The 20,612-nt window shown below is 54.4% G+C and carries 34 protein-coding genes; all 34 read right to left on the bottom strand.

Features of this window, described 5'->3' with window-relative positions:
• Positions 1–14: 14 nt before the first annotated feature.
• Positions 15–479, bottom strand: a complete 465-nt coding sequence (gene bfr / locus U5A08_RS26405) for a bacterioferritin (protein WP_247396024.1) — start codon at positions 477–479, stop codon at positions 15–17.
• 155 nt (positions 480–634) lie between these two features.
• Positions 635–2,083, bottom strand: coding sequence for a catalase (locus U5A08_RS26410; protein WP_253399581.1), 1,449 nt, complete (start codon positions 2,081–2,083; stop codon positions 635–637).
• 238 nt (positions 2,084–2,321) lie between these two features.
• Complete coding sequence (gene rplQ, locus U5A08_RS26415; protein ID WP_247396022.1) at positions 2,322–2,708, bottom strand: 50S ribosomal protein L17; 387 nt, start codon at positions 2,706–2,708, stop codon at positions 2,322–2,324.
• Positions 2,709–2,749: 41 nt separating this feature from the next.
• Positions 2,750–3,751 (bottom strand): DNA-directed RNA polymerase subunit alpha, encoded by a 1,002-nt coding sequence (locus tag U5A08_RS26420; RefSeq protein WP_003176403.1) that lies wholly within the window; start codon positions 3,749–3,751, stop codon positions 2,750–2,752.
• A gap of 22 nt (positions 3,752–3,773) precedes the next feature.
• Positions 3,774–4,394, bottom strand: coding sequence for a 30S ribosomal protein S4 (rpsD, locus tag U5A08_RS26425; RefSeq protein ID WP_003176404.1), 621 nt, complete (start codon positions 4,392–4,394; stop codon positions 3,774–3,776).
• Between the two features lie 18 nt (positions 4,395–4,412).
• Positions 4,413–4,802, bottom strand: coding sequence for a 30S ribosomal protein S11 (gene rpsK / locus U5A08_RS26430; protein WP_002555466.1), 390 nt, complete (start codon positions 4,800–4,802; stop codon positions 4,413–4,415).
• 30 nt (positions 4,803–4,832) lie between these two features.
• A complete protein-coding gene (gene rpsM, locus U5A08_RS26435; protein ID WP_003210063.1) occupies positions 4,833–5,189 on the bottom strand; it encodes a 30S ribosomal protein S13 in 357 nt (118 codons plus the stop codon).
• A 129-nt stretch (positions 5,190–5,318) separates the two neighbouring features.
• Positions 5,319–5,435: a 50S ribosomal protein L36 gene (gene rpmJ / locus U5A08_RS26440; protein ID WP_002555468.1), complete on the bottom strand. Its 117-nt coding sequence runs from the start codon at positions 5,433–5,435 to the stop codon at positions 5,319–5,321.
• Between the two features lie 27 nt (positions 5,436–5,462).
• Positions 5,463–6,791, bottom strand: a complete 1,329-nt coding sequence (gene secY, locus U5A08_RS26445; protein ID WP_003176406.1) for a preprotein translocase subunit SecY — start codon at positions 6,789–6,791, stop codon at positions 5,463–5,465.
• Positions 6,792–7,229, bottom strand: a complete 438-nt coding sequence (rplO, locus tag U5A08_RS26450) for a 50S ribosomal protein L15 (protein WP_003176407.1) — start codon at positions 7,227–7,229, stop codon at positions 6,792–6,794.
• Between the two features lie 3 nt (positions 7,230–7,232).
• Complete coding sequence (gene rpmD, locus U5A08_RS26455) at positions 7,233–7,409, bottom strand: 50S ribosomal protein L30 (protein WP_003176408.1); 177 nt, start codon at positions 7,407–7,409, stop codon at positions 7,233–7,235.
• A 2-nt stretch (positions 7,410–7,411) separates the two neighbouring features.
• The gene (rpsE, locus tag U5A08_RS26460; RefSeq protein ID WP_003186035.1) at positions 7,412–7,912 is read right to left on the bottom strand and encodes a 30S ribosomal protein S5; all 501 of its coding nucleotides are present in this window, start codon (positions 7,910–7,912) and stop codon (positions 7,412–7,414) included.
• A 3-nt stretch (positions 7,913–7,915) separates the two neighbouring features.
• The gene (gene rplR, locus U5A08_RS26465; RefSeq protein ID WP_003186037.1) at positions 7,916–8,266 is read right to left on the bottom strand and encodes a 50S ribosomal protein L18; all 351 of its coding nucleotides are present in this window, start codon (positions 8,264–8,266) and stop codon (positions 7,916–7,918) included.
• 10 nt (positions 8,267–8,276) lie between these two features.
• Complete coding sequence (rplF, locus tag U5A08_RS26470; RefSeq protein WP_003176412.1) at positions 8,277–8,810, bottom strand: 50S ribosomal protein L6; 534 nt, start codon at positions 8,808–8,810, stop codon at positions 8,277–8,279.
• Positions 8,811–8,822: 12 nt separating this feature from the next.
• Positions 8,823–9,215, bottom strand: a complete 393-nt coding sequence (gene rpsH, locus U5A08_RS26475) for a 30S ribosomal protein S8 (RefSeq protein ID WP_003186040.1) — start codon at positions 9,213–9,215, stop codon at positions 8,823–8,825.
• A 208-nt stretch (positions 9,216–9,423) separates the two neighbouring features.
• On the bottom strand, positions 9,424–9,729 hold the full coding sequence (gene rpsN, locus U5A08_RS26480; protein WP_003176414.1) for a 30S ribosomal protein S14: 306 nt from the start codon (positions 9,727–9,729) through the stop codon (positions 9,424–9,426).
• A gap of 13 nt (positions 9,730–9,742) precedes the next feature.
• Positions 9,743–10,282 (bottom strand): 50S ribosomal protein L5, encoded by a 540-nt coding sequence (gene rplE / locus U5A08_RS26485; RefSeq protein WP_003176415.1) that lies wholly within the window; start codon positions 10,280–10,282, stop codon positions 9,743–9,745.
• Positions 10,283–10,302: 20 nt separating this feature from the next.
• Positions 10,303–10,617, bottom strand: coding sequence for a 50S ribosomal protein L24 (gene rplX, locus U5A08_RS26490; RefSeq protein WP_003176416.1), 315 nt, complete (start codon positions 10,615–10,617; stop codon positions 10,303–10,305).
• Between the two features lie 11 nt (positions 10,618–10,628).
• Positions 10,629–10,997, bottom strand: a complete 369-nt coding sequence (rplN, locus tag U5A08_RS26495; RefSeq protein ID WP_002555479.1) for a 50S ribosomal protein L14 — start codon at positions 10,995–10,997, stop codon at positions 10,629–10,631.
• A gap of 23 nt (positions 10,998–11,020) precedes the next feature.
• Positions 11,021–11,287 (bottom strand): 30S ribosomal protein S17, encoded by a 267-nt coding sequence (rpsQ, locus tag U5A08_RS26500; RefSeq protein WP_003176419.1) that lies wholly within the window; start codon positions 11,285–11,287, stop codon positions 11,021–11,023.
• Positions 11,288–11,289: 2 nt separating this feature from the next.
• Positions 11,290–11,481: a 50S ribosomal protein L29 gene (gene rpmC, locus U5A08_RS26505; protein WP_002555481.1), complete on the bottom strand. Its 192-nt coding sequence runs from the start codon at positions 11,479–11,481 to the stop codon at positions 11,290–11,292.
• Complete coding sequence (rplP, locus tag U5A08_RS26510) at positions 11,481–11,894, bottom strand: 50S ribosomal protein L16 (RefSeq protein WP_003232424.1); 414 nt, start codon at positions 11,892–11,894, stop codon at positions 11,481–11,483. The genes rpmC and rplP overlap by 1 nt, the downstream gene beginning before the upstream one ends.
• A 12-nt stretch (positions 11,895–11,906) precedes the next feature.
• Positions 11,907–12,593 (bottom strand): 30S ribosomal protein S3, encoded by a 687-nt coding sequence (rpsC, locus tag U5A08_RS26515; protein WP_003176422.1) that lies wholly within the window; start codon positions 12,591–12,593, stop codon positions 11,907–11,909.
• A 13-nt stretch (positions 12,594–12,606) separates the two neighbouring features.
• A complete protein-coding gene (rplV, locus tag U5A08_RS26520; RefSeq protein WP_003103908.1) occupies positions 12,607–12,939 on the bottom strand; it encodes a 50S ribosomal protein L22 in 333 nt (110 codons plus the stop codon).
• Between the two features lie 11 nt (positions 12,940–12,950).
• A complete protein-coding gene (rpsS, locus tag U5A08_RS26525) occupies positions 12,951–13,226 on the bottom strand; it encodes a 30S ribosomal protein S19 (RefSeq protein ID WP_003232420.1) in 276 nt (91 codons plus the stop codon).
• Positions 13,227–13,242: 16 nt separating this feature from the next.
• Entirely contained in the window at positions 13,243–14,067 is an 825-nt protein-coding gene (gene rplB, locus U5A08_RS26530; protein ID WP_032884535.1) for a 50S ribosomal protein L2, read from the bottom strand.
• Positions 14,068–14,081: 14 nt separating this feature from the next.
• Positions 14,082–14,381: a 50S ribosomal protein L23 gene (gene rplW / locus U5A08_RS26535; protein ID WP_002555488.1), complete on the bottom strand. Its 300-nt coding sequence runs from the start codon at positions 14,379–14,381 to the stop codon at positions 14,082–14,084.
• Positions 14,378–14,980, bottom strand: coding sequence for a 50S ribosomal protein L4 (rplD, locus tag U5A08_RS26540; RefSeq protein WP_003210082.1), 603 nt, complete (start codon positions 14,978–14,980; stop codon positions 14,378–14,380). Before rplD ends, rplW begins: the two co-directional genes overlap by 4 nt.
• Positions 14,981–14,992: 12 nt before the next feature.
• Positions 14,993–15,628 (bottom strand): 50S ribosomal protein L3, encoded by a 636-nt coding sequence (gene rplC, locus U5A08_RS26545; protein WP_007253310.1) that lies wholly within the window; start codon positions 15,626–15,628, stop codon positions 14,993–14,995.
• Between the two features lie 81 nt (positions 15,629–15,709).
• Positions 15,710–16,021, bottom strand: a complete 312-nt coding sequence (rpsJ, locus tag U5A08_RS26550; protein ID WP_003186070.1) for a 30S ribosomal protein S10 — start codon at positions 16,019–16,021, stop codon at positions 15,710–15,712.
• A 158-nt stretch (positions 16,022–16,179) separates the two neighbouring features.
• Complete coding sequence (tuf, locus tag U5A08_RS26555) at positions 16,180–17,373, bottom strand: elongation factor Tu (RefSeq protein WP_095109688.1); 1,194 nt, start codon at positions 17,371–17,373, stop codon at positions 16,180–16,182.
• A gap of 30 nt (positions 17,374–17,403) precedes the next feature.
• Complete coding sequence (fusA, locus tag U5A08_RS26560) at positions 17,404–19,509, bottom strand: elongation factor G (RefSeq protein WP_247396020.1); 2,106 nt, start codon at positions 19,507–19,509, stop codon at positions 17,404–17,406.
• 30 nt (positions 19,510–19,539) lie between these two features.
• Complete coding sequence (rpsG, locus tag U5A08_RS26565) at positions 19,540–20,010, bottom strand: 30S ribosomal protein S7 (protein WP_002555493.1); 471 nt, start codon at positions 20,008–20,010, stop codon at positions 19,540–19,542.
• 118 nt (positions 20,011–20,128) lie between these two features.
• Positions 20,129–20,500 carry a 30S ribosomal protein S12 gene (rpsL, locus tag U5A08_RS26570; protein ID WP_002555494.1) on the bottom strand — a complete coding sequence of 124 codons (372 nt, stop codon included), beginning with the start codon at positions 20,498–20,500 and terminating at the stop codon, positions 20,129–20,131.
• Positions 20,501–20,612 lie beyond the last annotated feature (112 nt).

Here is a 20,612-nt window from a genome sequence, read left to right on the forward strand (position 1 = left end):
TTTGCAGCCGGGGATCAGAACTGCGATTGCAGGTAATTCTCCAGGCCGACCAGCTTGATCAGGCCCAACTGCTTCTCCAGCCAGTAGGTGTGATCTTCTTCGGTGTCGGCCAACTGCACGCGCAGAATTTCACGAGTGACATAGTCGTTGTGCTGCTCGCACAGCTCGATGCCCTTGCACAGCGCGGCACGGACCTTGTACTCGAGGCGAAGGTCGGCGGCGAGCATCTCAGGCACCGTGGTGCCTACGTCCAGGTCGTCCGGACGCATGCGTGGCGTGCCTTCGAGCATCAGGATACGGCGCATCAGCGCATCGGCGTGCTGCGTCTCTTCTTCCATCTCGTGGTTGATACGTTCATAGAGCTCGGTAAAGCCCCAGTCTTCGTACATACGCGAATGGATGAAATATTGGTCACGAGCAGCCAGTTCGCCCGTCAGCAACGTGTTGAGGTAATCGATTACGTTGGGGTGACCTTGCATCGCCCTACATCTCCCTGCTTGAAAGTCTTTAGTTTGAACCATGCTGACCTATAGGTCACGGAACCAACGGCAGAAAAGTGAAGATTTGCAGAGAAAAGTAGCTGAATTAACGCAAAAACCGCCCAAATGAGGGCGGTTCTGCTTATCGTTTAGAGTCAGTTAAGCGATACACCCAGTGCCTTTGCGATTGCTTCTCCATAAGCCGGGTCGGCTTTGAAGAAGTGTTGCAACTGACGCTGGACCACATCACTGGAAACCCCCGCCATGGCGCCGGCGATGTTGCCGGTGAGCAAGGCTTTCTGCTCATCGTTCATCAGGCGGAACAGCGCACCGGCGTGGCTGTAATAGTCGGTGTCTTCGCGGTGATCGTAACGATCTGCGGCACCGCTCAGGGCCAATGCAGGCTCGGCGTACTGTGGCGCTTGTTTCGGCGCGTCGGCGTAGCTGTTTGGCTCATAGTTGGGCGTCGCACCGCCGTTGCTGCCGAAGGCCATCGAACCGTCACGCTGGTAGCTGTTGACCGGGCTGCGCGGGGCATTCACCGGCAATTGTTGGTGGTTGGTGCCGATACGGTAGCGATGTGCATCTGCATAAGCGAAAACGCGACCCTGCAGCATGCGGTCTGGCGACAGACCGACACCCGGGACCATATTGCTCGGGCCAAACGCAGCTTGTTCCACTTCAGCGAAGTAGTTCTGTGGATTACGGTTGAGCTCCAGTTCACCGACTTCGATCAGCGGGAATTCCTTTTGTGACCAGGTTTTGGTCACGTCAAAGGGGTTCTCGTAATGTGCGTTGGCTTGGGCCTCGGTCATGATCTGAATGCAAACGCGCCATTTCGGGAAATCGCCGCGCTCGATCGCACCAAACAGATCGCGCTGTGCGTAATCAGGGTCGGTGCCCGCCAAGCGTGCGGCCTCAGCCGGTGCCAGGTTCTTGATACCTTGCTTGGTCTTGTAGTGCCACTTTACCCAGTGCCGCTCGCCCTTGGCGTTGATCAGGCTGTAGGTGTGGCTACCGAAGCCGTGCATGTGACGGTAACCGTCAGGGATACCACGGTCCGAAAACAGGATGGTGACCTGGTGCAGCGCCTCCGGGGAGTGCGACCAGAAGTCCCACATCATCTGCGCACTTTTCAGATTGCTTTGCGGCAGGCGTTTCTGGGTGTGGATAAAATCAGGGAACTTCAGAGGGTCACGGATGAAGAACACCGGCGTATTGTTACCGACGATGTCCCAGTTGCCTTCTTCGGTGTAGAACTTCAAGGCAAAGCCACGAGGGTCGCGTTCGGTGTCAGCCGAACCACGCTCCCCACCTACCGTGGAGAAGCGCAGAAAGGTCGGCGTTTGTTTACCCACGGACTCGAACAGCTTGGCGCTGGTGTATTCAGTGATGTCCTGGGTAACGGTGAACGTGCCGTAAGCACCCGAACCTTTGGCATGCACTCGACGCTCAGGGATGTTTTCGCGATTGAAGTGCGCGAGCTTCTCAATCAGGTGAAAGTCGTCAAGCAGCAACGGGCCACGTGGGCCGGCGGAACGGGAGTTCTGGTTGTCCGCCACGGGAGCGCCGCTGGCGGTGGTAAGAATTTTGTTCTGGCTCATGCTCAATCTTCCTCAGGTCGGACTCGGAACTGCCGGCTAATCGGCTTGCAGTGAGTATTGATCATCAACATGACACCTACAAATTCATTAAATTGTGGGGATCAATAGAAAATTACTACCAATACACCTGACCACCATAGTGCCGGTGTCGACCTGACGCAGCTTGTACAAATGGCGCTTTTCTTACGCGCACAAAAAACCGGGCACTAGGCCCGGTTCTTCGTTACAGACTGTCGTCTTACTCGGCGCTTACAGCTTCGCCGGCAGTAGCACGATCAACCAACTCGACATACGCCATAGGCGCGTTGTCGCCAGAGCGGAAACCGCACTTGAGGATGCGCAGGTAGCCACCCTCACGGGTAGCGTAACGCTTGCCCAGGTCGTTGAAGAGCTTACCAACGATAGCTTTCGAACGAGTACGGTCGAATGCCAGACGGCGGTTAGCCAGGCTGTCTGTCTTAGCCAAAGTGATCAGCGGCTCAGCAACGCGACGCAGTTCTTTAGCTTTCGGCAGTGTAGTTTTGATCAGCTCGTGCTCGAACAGCGACACCGCCATGTTTTGAAACATGGCCTTACGGTGCGAGCTGGTACGGCTCAGGTGACGTCCACTTTTACGATGACGCATGGTTCATTCCTTACCAAACTCACGTTCGGTGATTACGACGATCAGGCAGTCGCCTTGTCGTCCTTCTTAAGACTTGCAGGCGGCCAGTTGTCGAGGCGCATGCCGAGGGACAGACCGCGGGAGGCCAGAACGTCCTTGATTTCAGTCAAGGATTTCTTGCCCAGGTTCGGAGTCTTCAACAGTTCTACTTCGGTACGCTGAATCAGGTCGCCGATGTAGTAAATGTTTTCCGCCTTAAGGCAGTTAGCCGAACGTACAGTCAGTTCCAGATCGTCAACCGGGCGAAGCAGGATCGGATCGATCTCGTCTTCCTGCTCGATTACCACTGGTTCGCTGTCACCTTTGAGGTCGACGAACGCAGCCAACTGCTGTTGCAGGATGGTTGCAGCGCGACGGATAGCCTCTTCAGGGTCCAGAGTACCGTTGGTTTCCAGATCAATAACCAGCTTGTCCAGGTTAGTACGCTGCTCGACACGGGCGTTTTCCACCACGTATGCGATGCGGCGAACCGGGCTGAACGAAGAATCAAGCTGCAAGCGACCAATGCTGCGGCTTTCGTCTTCATCGCTCTGACGCGAGTCGGCCGGTTCATAACCACGACCACGAGCTACAGTGAGCTTCATGTTCAGGGCGCCGTTAGACGCCAGGTTAGCGATTACGTGATCGGGGTTAACGATCTCGACATCATGATCCAGCTGAATATCGGCAGCGGTAACCACCCCCGAACCCTTCTTCGACAAGGTCAGCGTAACTTCGTCACGGCCGTGCAGCTTGATAGCCAGACCTTTAAGGTTCAACAGGATTTCAATTACGTCTTCCTGTACACCTTCGATGGCGCTGTACTCGTGGAGCACACCGTCAATCTCGGCCTCGACTACTGCACAGCCGGGCATTGAGGACAACAGGATGCGGCGCAGCGCGTTGCCCAGGGTGTGGCCAAAACCACGCTCGAGAGGCTCGAGAGTGATTTTGGCGCGGGTTGGACTGACAACCTGCACATCAATGTGGCGGGGTGTCAGGAACTCATTTACCGAAATCTGCATGGATGCACCTATTTTCTAGCCCTTACTTGGAGTAGAGCTCGACAATCAGGCTTTCGTTGATGTCGGCGGACAGATCACTGCGAGCAGGAACGTTCTTGAAAACGCCCGACTTCTTCTCAGTGTCTACTTCTACCCATTCTACGCGGCCACGTTGGGCACACAGATCGAGAGCTTGGACAATGCGAAGTTGGTTTTTTGCTTTCTCGCGGACAGCGACCACGTCACCAGCACGAACCTGGTAGGACGGAACGTTTACGGTCTGACCGTTAACGCTGATCGACTTGTGCGATACCAGCTGACGGGATTCGGCACGAGTAGAACCAAAGCCCATACGGTATACAACGTTGTCCAGACGGCATTCGAGCAGTTGCAGCAGGTTTTCACCGGTTGCACCTTTCTTGCCAGCAGCTTCTTTGTAGTAGCCGCTGAACTGACGCTCGAGAACGCCGTAAATACGACGGACCTTCTGCTTTTCACGCAGTTGGGTGCCGTAATCGGACTGGCGACCGCGGCGTTGGCCGTGGATACCAGGTGCTGCTTCAATGTTGCACTTCGATTCGATCGCGCGCACGCCGCTCTTCAGGAAGAGATCGGTGCCTTCGCGACGAGCGAGTTTGCATTTTGGACCAATGTAACGAGCCATTCTTTACAATCTCCTGGATTACACGCGGCGCTTCTTCGGCGGACGGCACCCGTTGTGCGGGATTGGCGTCACGTCGGTGATGCTGGCGATCTTATAGCCACAGCCGTTCAAAGCACGGACAGCAGACTCACGACCTGGACCTGGACCTTTGACGTTAACGTCAAGGTTTTTCAGGCCGTATTCCAGCGCAGCTTGACCAGCACGTTCAGCAGCTACTTGAGCAGCAAACGGGGTGGACTTGCGGGAACCGCGGAAACCCGAACCACCGGAGGTAGCCCAAGAAAGCGCGTTACCTTGACGGTCGGTGATGGTCACGATTGTGTTGTTAAAAGAAGCATGGATGTGGGCGATGCCATCAACCACTGTCTTTTTAACTTTTTTACGAGGACGAGCAGCAGGTTTTGCCATGATTAATTTCCTGTCGATTCGCGTGGGCGATTACTTGCGGATCGGCTTACGCGGACCTTTACGGGTACGCGCGTTAGTCTTGGTACGCTGACCGCGCACTGGAAGACCACGACGATGACGCAGACCACGGTAGCAACCGAGGTCCATCAAACGCTTGATTTTCATGTTGATTTCGCGACGCAGGTCACCTTCAGTGGTGAACTTCGCCACTTCGCCACGCAACAGCTCAATCTGCTCGTCGCTCAGATCTTTAATCTTTGCGGCTGGGTTTACCCCAGTATCTGCGCAAATTTTCTGCGCAGTAGTGCGACCAACACCATAGATGTAGGTCAGCGAGATAACAGTGTGCTTGTTATCTGGAATGTTAACGCCTGCAATACGGGCCATTCAGTGGGACTCCAATTGACAGCTACCTACGCCCCGGAAGCCAAGAAATAGGGCGCGAGATAATATCGCTGTAATAACAAATAATCAACCCGGCAGCGCACTAGCTGCCGGGCTTCAAGCGGATCACACTCAGCCTTGGCGCTGTTTGTGACGCGGTTCCGCGCTGCAAATTACTCGAACAACACCTTCGCGGCGAATAATTTTGCAGTTACGGCACAGCTTTTTCACCGATGCACGAACTTTCATCACCAACTCCTCGAACCTTATGGGTACTCAGCGCAACATGCCGCTGCCGTAACCCTTCAGGTTGGCTTTCTTCATCAGGGATTCGTACTGGTGCGAAACGAGGTGCGATTGTACTTGGGACATGAAGTCCATCACAACCACGACGACGATCAGCAACGAGGTCCCGCCAAGGTAGAACGGTACGTTTGCTGCAACCACCAGGAACTGGGGCAACAAGCACACGGCCGTCATATATAGAGCACCGAACAGGGTCAAACGAGTCAGAACGCCATCAATGTAGCGTGCAGACTGCTCACCTGGACGGATGCCCGGAATAAAGGCACCGGACTTCTTCAGGTTTTCCGCTACGTCTTTCGGATTGAACATCAACGCCGTATAGAAGAAGCAGAAGAAAATAATCCCTGCACTAAACAGCAGAATATTCAACGGCTGACCAGGAGCGATCGACTGAGAAAGGTCCTGCAGCCAGCCCATGTTTTCAGACTGACCAAACCAGGTACCCAACGAAGCCGGAAACAGCAAAATGCTGCTCGCGAAAATTGCCGGGATAACACCGGCCATATTCACTTTCAGCGGCAAGTGGCTGGTCTGCGCAGCAAAAACCTTGCGGCCCTGCTGACGCTTGGCGTAGTGAACAGCAATACGACGCTGGCCACGCTCAATGAACACCACAAAACCGATAATCGCTACTGCCAGCAAACCGATGGCAACCAGGGCAAAAATATTGATATCACCCTGACGCGCAGACTCGAAAGACTGCCCGATTGCTCTCGGAAGACCGGCGACGATACCTGCGAAAATCAACATCGAGATACCGTTACCAACACCACGCTCAGTAATCTGCTCACCCAGCCACATCATAAACATCGCACCAGCCACAAATGTGGATACCGCGACGAAATGGAAGCCAAAGTCACCAGTGAACGCAACACCCTGCCCCGCCAAGCCAACGGACATGCCGATAGCTTGAACCAGGGCAAGGATGACAGTGCCGTAGCGGGTGTACTGGCTAATCTTGCGACGGCCAGCTTCACCTTCCTTCTTCAACTGCTCCAACTGCGGGCTGACGGCGGTCATCAACTGCATGATGATCGATGCCGAAATGTACGGCATGATCCCCAGTGCAAAGATGCTCATCCGTTCCAGCGCGCCGCCGGAAAACATGTTGAACAAGCTAAGAATGGTCCCCTCATTCTGTCGAAACAGGTCTGCGAGTCGGTCCGGGTTGATACCTGGAACCGGGATGTGTGCGCCTATTCGGTAGACGATAATCGCCAGGAACAGAAAACGCAGACGAGCCCAAAGTTCAGACATACCGCCTTTGCCGAGCGCTGAGAGAGCACCTTGCTTAGCCATTTATTCCTCGAACTTGCCGCCAGCTGCTTCGATAGCCGAACGCGCACCTTTGGTGGCGCCGATTCCCTTGCCGATAGTGACAGCGCGGGTCACTTCACCGGACAGCATGATTTTCACACGCTGTACGTTGACGTTGATCACGTTGGCATCTTTCAGGGTCTGCACAGTAACGATGTCGCCTTCCACTTTAGCCAGCTCGGACAAACGCACTTCTGCGCGGTCCATGGCTTTCAGGGATACGAAACCGAACTTAGGCAGGCGACGATGCAGCGGCTGTTGACCGCCTTCAAAGCCTGGAGCGATGGTGCCACCGGAGCGGGAGGTTTGACCTTTGTGGCCACGGCCACCAGTCTTACCCAAACCGCTACCGATACCACGGCCCGGACGATGCTTTTCGCGACGGGAACCCGGCGCTGGACTCAGATCATTGAGTTTCATCGATTAACCCTCGACACGCAGCATGTAGTAAGCCTTGTTGATCATCCCGCGATTCTCGGGAGTATCCTGGACTTCTACAGTGTGACCGATGCGACGCAGACCCAAACCCTTAACGCACAATTTGTGGTTAGGGATGCGACCGGTCATGCTTTTGATCAGCGTTACTTTAACGGTAGCCATGATCAGAAAATCTCCTTGACGCTTTTGCCACGCTTGGCGGCAATGGATTCAGGAGACTGCATTGCTTTCAAACCCTTGAAAGTGGCGTGAACCACGTTTACAGGGTTAGTCGAGCCGTAGCACTTGGCCAGAACGTTCTGAACGCCAGCAACTTCGAGGACAGCACGCATAGCGCCGCCAGCGATGATACCGGTACCTTCAGAAGCAGGCTGCATGTACACCTTCGAAGCGCCATGGGCGGACTTCATTGCGTACTGCAGAGTAGTGCCGTTCAGATCAACTTGGATCATGTTGCGACGAGCAGCTTCCATTGCCTTCTGGATCGCAGCAGGCACTTCACGTGACTTGCCACGGCCGAAGCCAACACGCCCTTTACCATCACCAACCACGGTCAACGCGGTGAAAGTGAAGATACGGCCGCCTTTAACGGTTTTGGCTACGCGGTTAACTTGAACCAGCTTCTCAATGTAGCCTTCGTCGCGCTTTTGGTCGTTATTTGACATAACTTAGAACTCCAGCCCAGCTTCACGAGCAGCATCAGCCAGCGCCTTGACGCGACCGTGATACTTGAAGCCAGAGCGGTCGAAAGCCACCTGCGAGACGCCAGCGGCTTTTGCACGCGTAGCGACCAGCTGGCCAACCTTAGTGGCCGCGTCGATGTTGCCAGTGGCACCATCACGCAGTTCTTTATCCAAAGTCGAGGCGCTTGCCAGGACTTTGTTGCCGTCGGCCGAGATGACCTGGGCGTAGATGTGCTGCGACGAGCGGAACACGCAGAGACGCACGACTTCGAGTTCGTGCATTTTCAGGCGTGCTTTGCGAGCGCGACGCAGTCGAGTAACTTTTTTGTCGGTCATTTGCTATGCCCTACTTCTTCTTGGCTTCTTTACGACGGACGACTTCGTCCGCGTAGCGCACACCTTTGCCTTTGTACGGCTCTGGTGGACGGAAGTCGCGGATCTCAGCGGCCACCTGACCTACCAGCTGCTTATCAATACCCTTGATCAGGATATCGGTTTGGCTCGGGGTCTCAGCGGTGATGCCTTCCGGCAGTTCGTAATCCACTGGGTGCGAGAAGCCAAGGGCCAGGTTCAAAACCGTGCCTTTTGCTTGCGCTTTGTAACCAACACCGACCAGCTGGAGCTTACGCTCGAAGCCTTGGCTTACGCCTTGGACCATGTTGTTTACCAACGCACGAGTGGTACCGGCCATTGCGCGAGTTTGTTGATCGCCATTGCGAGCAGCGAAACGCAACTCACCAGCTTCTTCAACGATCTCAACCGACGAATGGATGTTCAGTTCGAGAGTACCCTTGGCACCCTTCACCGAAAGCTGTTGGCCTGCGAATTTTACTTCGACACCGGCTGGCAGCTTAACGGGGTTCTTAGCGACGCGTGACATGCTTATCCCCCCTTAGAACACAGTGCAAAGAACTTCGCCGCCGACACCGGCAGCGCGCGCAGCACGATCCGTCATCACACCTTTGTTGGTGGAGACGATAGACACACCGAGACCGCCACGAACTTTTGGCAGATCATCGACGGACTTGTACTGACGCAGGCCTGGACGGCTAACGCGCTTCACTTCCTCGATGACCGGACGGCCTTCGAAGTACTTCAGCTCGATGGACAGCAGTGGTTTGATTTCGCTGCTGATCTGATAACCCGCAATGTAGCCTTCGTCTTTCAGGACTTTGGCAACAGCAACCTTCAACGTGGAAGATGGCATGCTTACGACGGACTTTTCAGCCATCTGGGCATTACGGATACGAGTTAGCATGTCCGCTAACGGGTCCTGCATACTCATGGGCTAGACGCTCCTAATACAAAAAAATTAGCCTTGCGGCTACATATGTCGCCGAGAATCTCCGAGCATAAAACACACGGGCTCAGGCGAGCCGCGTATTTTAGACACACTACGGAAATGAAACAAGCCCCAAAAGGGGCTTGTTCCAGATTCAAGGCCACCGGCGGTCAGTATCTTGCGAAACCAACCACCTGGACGTTGAAAGTACTTACCAGCTAGCTTTAACCAGACCTGGTACGTCACCACGCATTGCCGCTTCACGCAGTTTGTTACGGCCGAGGCCGAACTTGCGGTAAACGCCGTGTGGACGACCGGTCAGGCGGCAGCGGTTACGCATGCGCGAAGCGCTTGCGTCACGTGGCTGCTTCTGCAGTGCTACTGTCGCTTCCCAACGTGCTTCTGGACTTGCGTTCAGATCAACGATGATTGCTTTCAGTGCTGCACGCTTCTTGGCGTACTTGGCAACCGTGAGCTGACGCTTCAGCTCGCGGTTTTTCATGCTCATCTTGGCCATGGTCCTACTCCAATCAGTTGCGGAACGGGAATTTGAAAGCACGCAACAGGGCGCGACCTTCATCATCGTTCTTGGCAGTGGTGGTCAGGGTGATGTCCAGACCGCGGAGAGCATCGATCTTGTCGTAGTCGATTTCCGGGAAGATGATCTGCTCTTTCACGCCCATGCTGTAGTTACCACGACCATCGAAGGACTTGGCATTCAGGCCGCGGAAGTCGCGGACCCGAGGCAGGGAGATCGACAGCAGACGATCCAGGAATTCGTACATACGCTCACGGCGCAGAGTCACTTTGACGCCGATCGGCCAACCTTCACGGACTTTAAAGCCAGCGATGGATTTCCGAGCGTAAGTCACAACGACTTTTTGACCGGTGATCTTTTCCAGGTCAGCAACAGCGTGCTCGATGACTTTTTTGTCGCCGACCGCTTCGCCCAGACCCATGTTCAGGGTGATTTTGGTAACGCGTGGAACTTCCATCACGTTCGAAAGCTTAAGTTCTTCCTTAAGCTTCGGTGCGATTTCTTTCCAATAAATCTCTTTTAGTCGTGCCATGGTCTTCTACCTAGCAGTGTTCAAGCATCAACCGCTTTTTGGGTCGACTTGAAGACACGAATTTTCTTGCCATCTTCTACTTTGAAACCAACGCGGTCTGCCTTGTTGGTTTCGCCGTTGAAAATGGCGACGTTAGAAGCGTCCAGCGGAGCTTCTTTTTCGACGATACCGCCTTGTACGCCCGACATCGGGTTAGGCTTGGTATGACGCTTAACCAGGTTCAGACCACCAATAACCAGACGGTTATTAGCGAGAACCTTAAGCACCTTACCGCGCTTACCTTTGTCTTTGCCGGCGATCACGATGATCTCGTCGTCACGACGAATCTTTTGCATGTCGGATCTCCTTACAGCACTTCTGGGGCGAGCGAGACGATCTTCATGAACTTCTCAGTACGAAGTTCACGGGTCACTGGCCCAAAGATACGGGTGCCGATCGGCTCTTGCTTGTTGTTCAGAAGAACAGCAGCGTTGCCATCAAAGCGGATAATGGAGCCATCTGCACGGCGAACACCGTGACGAGTGCGGACTACAACAGCAGTCATCACTTGGCCTTTTTTCACTTTACCGCGAGGAATTGCTTCCTTCACGGTAACCTTGATGATGTCACCGATACCAGCGTAACGACGATGGGAGCCACCCAGCACCTTGATGCACATAACACGGCGAGCGCCGCTGTTATCGGCCACATCGAGCATGGATTGAGTCTGAATCATATAATTTCTCCGACCCCTAGTCCTTAGACTTCCACAGCGCGTTCGAGAACATCAACCAGTGCCCAAGACTTGGTCTTGGCCAGCGGACGAGTTTCACGAATAGTGACTTTGTCGCCGATGTGGCACTGGTTGGTTTCGTCGTGCGCGTGCAGCTTAGTCGAACGCTTAACATATTTACCGTAGATCGGGTGCTTAACGCGGCGCTCGATCAAAACGGTGATGGTTTTGTCCATCTTGTCGCTGACAACACGGCCAGTCAGCGTACGGACAGTCTTTTCGGCTTCAGCCATGATCACTTACCTGCCTGCTGGTTGAGCACAGTCTTCACGCGAGCGATGTCACGCTTAACTTGCGAGAGCAGATGAGACTGCCCCAACTGGCCAGTTGCTTTCTGCATGCGCAGATTGAACTGGTCGCGCAGCAGGCCGAGCAGTTGCTCGTTCAGCTGCTGTGCGGATTTTTCACGAAGTTCATTCGCTTTCATCACATCACCGTCCGTTTAACAAAGGCGGTGGCGAGCGGCAGCTTTGCAGCAGCCAGGGCAAAAGCCTCACGCGCCAGCTCTTCAGTTACACCCTCGATTTCATACAGGACTTTGCCTGGCTGAATCTGGGCAACCCAGTATTCCACGTTACCCTTACCTTTACCCATCCGAACTTCGAGGGGCTTTTTGGAGATTGGCTTGTCCGGGAATACACGGATCCAGATCTTGCCGCCACGTTTTACGTGACGGGTCAGAGCACGACGCGCTGACTCGATCTGACGAGCGGTGAGACGACCACGAGCTACAGACTTCAGCGCGAATTCGCCGAAGCTGACTTTGCTACCGCGCTGAGCCAGACCACGGTTGTGGCCTGTCATCTGCTTGCGGAACTTCGTACGCTTTGGTTGCAACATTTGGCGTACCCCTTACTTAGCAGCTTTTTTACGAGGCGCTGGTGCTTGTGGTTTCAGTTCTTCTTGGCGACCACCAATTACTTCGCCTTTGAAGATCCAAACCTTTACACCGATCACACCGTAAGTGGTGTGAGCTTCGTAGTTGGCATAGTCGATGTCGGCACGCAGGGTGTGCAATGGCACACGACCTTCGCGATACCATTCAGTACGTGCGATTTCAGCACCGCCGAGACGACCGCTCACTTGGATTTTGATGCCTTTGGCACCAATGCGCATGGCGTTCTGTACGGCGCGCTTCATAGCGCGACGGAACATGACGCGACGCTCCAGCTGCTGAGCTACGCTCTGCGCAACCAGCATACCGTCGAGCTCCGGCTTACGGATCTCTTCGATATTGATGTGCACAGGCACACCCATTTGCTTGGTCAGGTCCTGACGCAGTTTCTCAACATCTTCACCTTTCTTCCCGATAACGATACCTGGACGAGCGGTGTGGATGGTGATACGTGCAGTTTGCGCCGGACGATGGATATCGATACGGCTTACGGACGCGCTTTTTAGTTTGTCTTGGAGATACTCACGCACCTTCAGATCAGCGAACAAATAGTCCGCATAAGTCCGACCGTCTGCGTACCAGACGGAGGTGTGCTCCTTGACGATTCCCAGGCGAATGCCAATGGGATGTACTTTCTGACCCATCTCTTCGACTCCGTTACTTGTCAGCAACCTTGACAGTGATATGGCAAGACCGCTTGACGATGCGATCAGCACGGCCTTTGGCACGCGGCATGATACGCTTCAGCGAACGCCCTTCGTTGACGAAAACGGTGCTGACCTTCAGGTCATCAACGTCTGCGCCTTCGTTATGCTCGGCGTTGGCTACGGCCGACTCCAGCACTTTCTTCATGATCTCGGCGGCTTTCTTACTGCTGAAAGCCAACAGGTTGAGCGCTTCGCCCACCTTCTTCCCGCGGATCTGGTCGGCGACCAAGCGGGCTTTCTGGGCGGAGATTCGAGCGCCCGACAACTTAGCGGCTACTTCCATTTCCTAACCCCTTAACGCTTGGCTTTCTTGTCTGCCACGTGCCCACGATATGTGCGGGTACCGGCAAACTCGCCTAGTTTGTGGCCGACCATGTCTTCGTTCACGAGAACTGGGACGTGAAGACGACCGTTGTGTACTGCGATGGTCAAACCGACCATTTGTGGCAGGATCATCGAACGACGCGACCAGGTTTTCACCGGCTTGCGATCATTCTTTTCCGCCGCCACTTCGATCTTCTTCAGTAGGTGAAGATCAATAAAAGGACCTTTTTTCAGAGAACGTGGCACTGTCGTATCCCTCTATTTACTTGCGACGACGGACGATCATTTTGTCGGTACGCTTATTACCACGAGTCTTCGCGCCCTTAGTCGGGAAGCCCCATGGCGATACCGGATGACGACCACCAGAGGTACGACCTTCACCACCACCGTGTGGGTGGTCAACCGGGTTCATGGCAACACCACGAACGGTTGGGCGAACGCCACGCCAGCGTTTGGCACCAGCTTTACCCAGCGAACGCAGGCTGTGCTCGGAGTTCGAGACTTCGCCCAAGGTCGCGCGGCATTCAGCCAGCACTTTACGCATCTCACCAGAACGCAGACGCAGGGTCACGTAGACACCTTCACGAGCGATCAGCTGAGCCGAAGCACCAGCGGAACGAGCGATTTGCGCGCCTTTACCTGGCTTCAATTCGATGCCGTGTACGGTGCTACCAACTGGAATGTTACGCAGTTGCAGAGCGTTGCCCGGCTTGATCGGTGCCAGGGCACCTGCGATCAGCTGGTCGCCAGCACTCACGCCTTTAGGGGCGATGATGTAGCGACGCTCGCCATCTGCGTACAGCAGCAGAGCGATGTGAGCAGTACGGTTTGGATCGTATTCGATACGCTCGACAGTGGCAGTGATGCCATCTTTGTCGTTGCGACGGAAGTCGACCAGACGATAATGCTGCTTATGGCCACCACCGATGTGACGAGTGGTAATGCGACCATTGTTGTTACGACCACCAGTCTTCGATTTCTTCTCGAGCAGCGGTGCGTGAGGAGCGCCTTTATGCAGCTCCTGGTTGACCACCTTGACCACAAAACGGCGGCCAGGGGAAGTCGGTTTGCATTTAACGATTGCCATGATGCACCCCTTCCTTACTCAGCACTGCTGCTGAAATCGAGATCTTGGCCTGGCTGAAGGGAGATAACCGCCTTCTTCCAGTCATTACGCTTGCCCAGACCGCGAGCAGTGCGCTTGCTCTTACCCAGAACATTCAGGGTAGTAACACGCTCTACTTTCACGCTGAACAGGCTTTCGACGGCCTTCTTGATTTCCAGCTTGGTTGCGTCAGTTGCAACCTTGAAAACGAACTGGCCTTTCTTGTCAGCCAGAACCGTAGCCTTTTCGGAAACGTGCGGGCCAAGCAGAACTTTAAATACGCGTTCCTGGTTCATCCCAGCAGCTCCTCGAATTTCTTCACGGCCGACACGGTGATCAACACCTTGTCGTATGCGATCAGACTAACTGGATCGGAACCTTGCACGTCACGTACATCAACGTGTGGCAGGTTGCGAGCAGCCAGGTACAGGTTCTGATCAACAGCTTCAGACACGATCAAGACGTCAGTCAGGCCCATGCCGTTCAGCTTGTTCAGCAGATCTTTGGTTTTCGGTGCTTCAACAGCGAAGTCCTGAACCACGACCAGACGATCAGTACGCACGAGTTCAGCAAGGATGGAGCGCAGTGCTGCGCGGTACATCTTCTTGTTGAGCTTCTGAGTGTGATCCTGAGGACGAGCTGCGAAAGTGGTACCGCCGCCGCGCCAGATTGGGCTACGGATAGTACCGGCACGAGCACGGCCAGTACCTTTCTGACGCCAAGGGCGCTTACCGCCACCACGAACGTCGGAACGGGTCTTTTGCTGCTTGCTACCTTGACGGCCGCCGGCCATGTAGGCCACGACTGCTTGGTGAACGAGCGTCTCGTTGAATTCGCCGCCAAATGTCAGTTCGGAAACTTCGATCGCTTGAGCGTCATTTACATTTAATTGCATGTCAGCTTCCCCTTAACCGCGAGCCTTGGCCGCTGGACGTACAACCAGGTTGCCGCCAGTAGCGCCAGGAACAGCACCCTTGACCAACAACAGATTGCGTTCAGCGTCGACGCGCACTACTTCGAGGGACTGCACGGTCACGCGCTCAGCGCCCATATGACCGGACATTTTTTTGCCCTTGAATACACGACCAGGAGTCTGGCACTGGCCAATAGAGCCCGGGACGCGGTGGGAAACGGAGTTACCGTGAGTGTTGTCTTGGCCACGGAAATTCCAACGCTTGATCGTACCCTGGAAGCCTTTACCCTTGGACTGACCGGTTACATCAACCAGTTGACCAGCGGCGAAGATTTCAGCGTTGATCAGATCGCCAGCCTGGTAGTCGCCTTCTTCAAGACGGAACTCCATAACAGTGCGACCAGCTGCAACGTTTGCTTTAGCGAAGTGACCTGCTTGAGCAGCAGTCACGCGCGAAGCACGACGCTCGCCGACAGTGACTTGCACTGCACGATAGCCATCGGTTTCTTCAGTTTTAAACTGGGTGACGCGATTCGGCTCGATCTCAATGACCGTAACCGGAATGGAGACACCTTCTTCGGTGAAAATACGGGTCATACCGCATTTACGACCGACTACACCAATAGTCATGTTGTAAACCTCATGAGTGTACGGGGCTTTCACCCGCTATGGCCGCCCATTTCAGAGCGTTACACGACTAAGACCCAAGTCTTAGCCGAGGCTGATCTGTACTTCCACACCGGCCGCCAGATCAAGCTTCATAAGTGCATCAACGGTTTTATCCGTTGGCTGGACGATGTCCAGTACGCGCTTATGAGTACGGATCTCGTACTGGTCACGCGCGTCTTTGTTGACGTGCGGGGAGACCAGAACGGTGAACCGCTCTTTACGGGTAGGCAGTGGAATTGGACCACGCACTTGTGCACCAGTACGTTTCGCGGTTTCCACGATTTCCTGGGTGGATTGGTCGATCAGGCGATGGTCAAAAGCCTTCAACCTGATACGGATTTGCTGATTTTGCATTGGATTTCAGACTCCGGCTGCTATTCCCAGCGAGCGCAATACGCCCGTTAAAAGGAGGCGCAATTCTATAGACGCCCCAGATGGGTGTCAACCCAATAAAAAAAGCCCCCGCTAAGCGGGGGCTTTCTCAAAACCTCGAAGCTAACTCAAAAAAGAGCTTACTCGATGATTTTAGCTACAACGCCAGCACCAACGGTACGGCCGCCTTCACGGATAGCGAAGCGCAGACCGTCTTCCATTGCGATGGTTTTGATCAGGGTGACAACCATTTTGATGTTGTCGCCTGGCATTACCATTTCAACGCCTTCCGGCAGCTCGCAGTTACCAGTCACGTCAGTAGTACGGAAGTAGAACTGTGGACGGTAGCCTTTGAAGAACGGAGTGTGACGACCGCCTTCTTCTTTGCTCAGCACGTACACTTCAGCTTCGAACTTGGTGTGCGGCTTAACCGAACCTGGCTTAACCAGAACCTGGCCACGCTCAACGTCGTCACGCTTGGTACCACGCAGCAGAACGCCGCAGTTCTCGCCAGCACGACCTTCGTCGAGCAGCTTACGGAACATTTCAACACCGGTGCAGGTGGTGACAGTAGTGTCACGCAGACCAACGATTTCCAGTGGATCTTGAACCTTAACGATACCGCGCTCGATACGACCGGTAACAACAGTACCACGACCGGAGATCGAGAATACGTCTTCGATTGGCATCAGGAACGGCTTGTCGATAACACGAACTGGATCTGGGATGTAGCTGTCCAGAGTCTCAACCAGTTTACGAACGGACGTGGTGCCCATTTCGTTATCGTCTTTGCCTTCCAGAGCCATACGAGCAGAACCGATGATGATCGGAGTGTCGTCGCCTGGGAAGTCGTAAGTGCTCAGCAGATCGCGCACTTCCATCTCAACCAGTTCCAGCAGCTCAGCGTCGTCTACCAGGTCAGCCTTGTTCAGGTAAACCACGATGTACGGAACGCCAACCTGGCGGGACAGCAGGATGTGCTCACGGGTTTGTGGCATCGGACCATCAGCGGCCGAGCAAACCAGGATCGCGCCGTCCATTTGGGCAGCACCGGTGATCATGTTCTTCACATAGTCAGCGTGACCTGGGCAGTCAACGTGAGCGTAGTGACGGATCAGCGAGTTGTATTCAACGTGCGCGGTGTTGATGGTGATACCACGAGCTTTTTCTTCTGGTGCGCTGTCGATCTTATCGAAATCAACGACTGCGGAACCGAAAATTTCGGAGCAAACGCGAGTCAGAGCAGCAGTCAGAGTGGTTTTACCATGGTCAACGTGACCGATAGTGCCAACGTTGACGTGTGGTAGGGAACGATCAAATTTTTCTTTAGCCACGACAATTAACTCCTTGCCTAAAGGACTGAATCAGCCTTGTTTTTTGGATACAGTTTCAGCGATGTGCGCCGGAGCTGTGTTGTATTTTTTGAATTCCATAGAGTAGCTTGCGCGACCCTGGGACATGGAGCGAACGTCGGTCGCATAACCGAACATCTCACCCAACGGAACCTCGGCGCGAATCACTTTGCCGGAAACCGTGTCTTCCATACCCAAGATCATGCCGCGACGACGGTTAAGGTCGCCCATGACATCACCCATATAGTCTTCAGGTGTAACAACTTCTACCGCCATGATTGGCTCAAGCAACTCACCACCGCCCTTCTGGGCCAGTTGCTTGGTTGCCATGGAAGCAGCCACCTTGAACGCCATCTCGTTGGAGTCGACGTCGTGGTAAGAACCGTCAAAAACGGTTGCTTTCAGGCCGATCAGCGGATAGCCGGCAACAACACCGTTCTTCATCTGCTCTTCGATACCCTTCTGGATAGCAGGGATGTATTCCTTAGGAACAACACCACCCACTACTTCGTTCACGAATTGCAAACCTTCCTGACCTTCATCAGCAGGAGCAAAACGGATCCAGCAGTGACCGAACTGACCACGACCGCCGGACTGACGAACGAACTTGCCTTCGATTTCACAGTTCTTCGTGATGCGCTCACGATAGGAAACCTGAGGCTTACCGATGTTGGCTTCGACGTTGAACTCACGGCGCATCCGGTCAACCAGGATGTCCAGGTGCAGCTCGCCCATGCCGGAGATGATCGTTTGACCAGTCTCTTCATCAGTCTTGACGCGGAAAGATGGATCTTCCTGAGCAAGTTTGCCCAGAGCGATACCCATTTTTTCCTGGTCATCCTTGGTCTTAGGCTCTACGGCAACCGAAATAACCGGCTCCGGGAAGTCCATACGAACCAGGATGATTGGCTTGTCAGCGTTGCACAAAGTTTCACCAGTGGTGACGTCCTTCATGCCGATCAAGGCCGCGATGTCACCAGCGCGTACTTCCTTGATCTCTTCACGGGCGTTTGCGTGCATTTGCACCATACGACCCACGCGCTCTTTCTTGCCCTTGACCGAGTTGATCACGCCGTCGCCGGAGTTCAACACGCCCGAGTAAACGCGGACGAAGGTCAGGGTACCCACGAATGGGTCGGTAGCGATCTTGAACGCCAGAGCCGAGAACGGCTCGCTGTCGTCTGCATGACGCTCCAGCTCGATAGTCTCGTCATCCGGGTCAGTACCCTTGATGGCAGGAATATCAACCGGCGCAGGCAGGTAGTCGATCACGGCGTCGAGAACCAGGGGAACACCCTTGTTCTTGAAGGAAGAACCGCAAACAGCCAAGACGATCTCACCAGCGATAGTACGCTGACGCAGAGCGGCCTTGATTTCCGCGTTGGTGAGTTCTTCACCTTCGAGGTACTTGTTCATCAGTTCTTCGTTGGCTTCGGCCGCAGCCTCAACCATGTTGTTGCGCCACTCGTCAGCCAATTCCTGCATGTCTGCAGGGATAGCTTCGCGACGAGGAACCATACCTTTGTCAGCATCGTTCCAGTAAACAGCTTCCATGGCCAGCAGATCGATCTGCCCCTGGAAGTTGTCTTCGGAACCGATAGCCAACTGGATTGGCACCGGGGTGTGACCCAGACGCTGCTTGATCTGACCGATCACGCGCAGGAAGTTCGCACCAGCACGGTCCATCTTGTTTACGTAAACAAGACGTGGAACGCCGTACTTGTTGGCTTGACGCCATACGGTTTCCGACTGAGGCTCAACACCCGAGGTGCCGCAGAACACAACGACAGCGCCGTCGAGTACACGCAGGGAACGCTCAACTTCAATGGTGAAGTCTACGTGGCCCGGGGTATCGATTACGTTGAAGCGGTGCTCATCTTTGTACTGCTTCTCGGAACCTTTCCAGAAGGCGGTAATAGCAGCAGAAGTAATGGTAATACCACGCTCCTGCTCCTGAACCATCCAGTCTGTGGTCGCGGCGCCGTCATGCACCTCGCCCATCTTGTGACTTTTGCCGGTGTAAAAAAGGACGCGCTCGGTGGTGGTGGTTTTACCAGCATCCACGTGAGCGACGATACCGATGTTACGGTAGCGACTAATCGGAGTAGTACGAGCCATAAAGCCCTCGCAAAATTAGTGAAGCTAGAATTAGAAGCGGTAGTGCGAGAAAGCTTTGTTAGCTTCAGCCATACGGTGCACGTCTTCACGCTTCTTAACAGCAGCACCTTTACCTTCAGCAGCGTCCAACAGTTCGCCAGCCAAACGCAGAGCCATAGACTTCTCGCCACGCTTACGGGCGAAGTCTACCAACCAGCGCATTGCCAGGGCGTTACGACGGGACGGACGAACTTCGACCGGAACCTGGTAAGTAGCACCGCCTACACGGCGCGACTTCACTTCGACCAGCGGAGCGATGGCGTCGAGAGCTTTCTCGAAGATTTCCAGGGGGTCGCTGTTCTTGCGTTCTTTAACCTTTTCCAGCGCGCCATAAACGATACGCTCGGCAACGGCTTTCTTGCCGCTTTCCATCACGTGGTTCATGAACTTGGCCAGAATTTGGCTTCCGTATTTTGGATCGTCAAGCACTTCGCGCTTGGCTGCTACGCGTCTTCTTGGCATGGATAAGCCCTCAAACGGTCTTCAGGTTCGCTCGGAATCGGTGCCCTTTCGGGACGCCTCCGACCTTACTCTTATCGACTCAGAAAATAAGATGATTCAGTTTTACAAAAAGCCGCTACTACTTAGGCTTCTTGGTACCGTACTTCGAACGACCCTGGTTACGACCTTTAACGCCGGAAGTATCCAAGGAGCCGCGTACGGTGTGGTAACGAACACCTGGCAAGTCTTTTACACGACCGCCGCGGATCAGTACCACGCTGTGCTCTTGCAGGTTGTGGCCTTCACCGCCGATGTACGAGGAAACCTCGAAACCGTTGGTCAGACGCACACGGCATACTTTACGCAGTGCCGAGTTAGGTTTTTTCGGCGTAGTGGTATACACGCGAGTGCATACGCCACGACGTTGCGGGCAGTTCTGCAGCGCAGGTACGTCGGATTTCTCGACGATACGCTTACGCGGCTGACGTACCAGCTGGTTGATAGTTGCCATCTACTAGCTCCACTGTTGTCTTGCGACGCTATTGTCTTGCAAGAAAAGCAAAATGGCAGGAACGAATTCCCGCCAAATTTAGGGGTACAAGAGTCTAAAGAGGATCTTGCCC

Origin of the sequence: Pseudomonas paraveronii, assembly GCF_963681955.1 — a bacterium.
Classification (GTDB): domain Bacteria; phylum Pseudomonadota; class Gammaproteobacteria; order Pseudomonadales; family Pseudomonadaceae; genus Aquipseudomonas; species Aquipseudomonas paraveronii.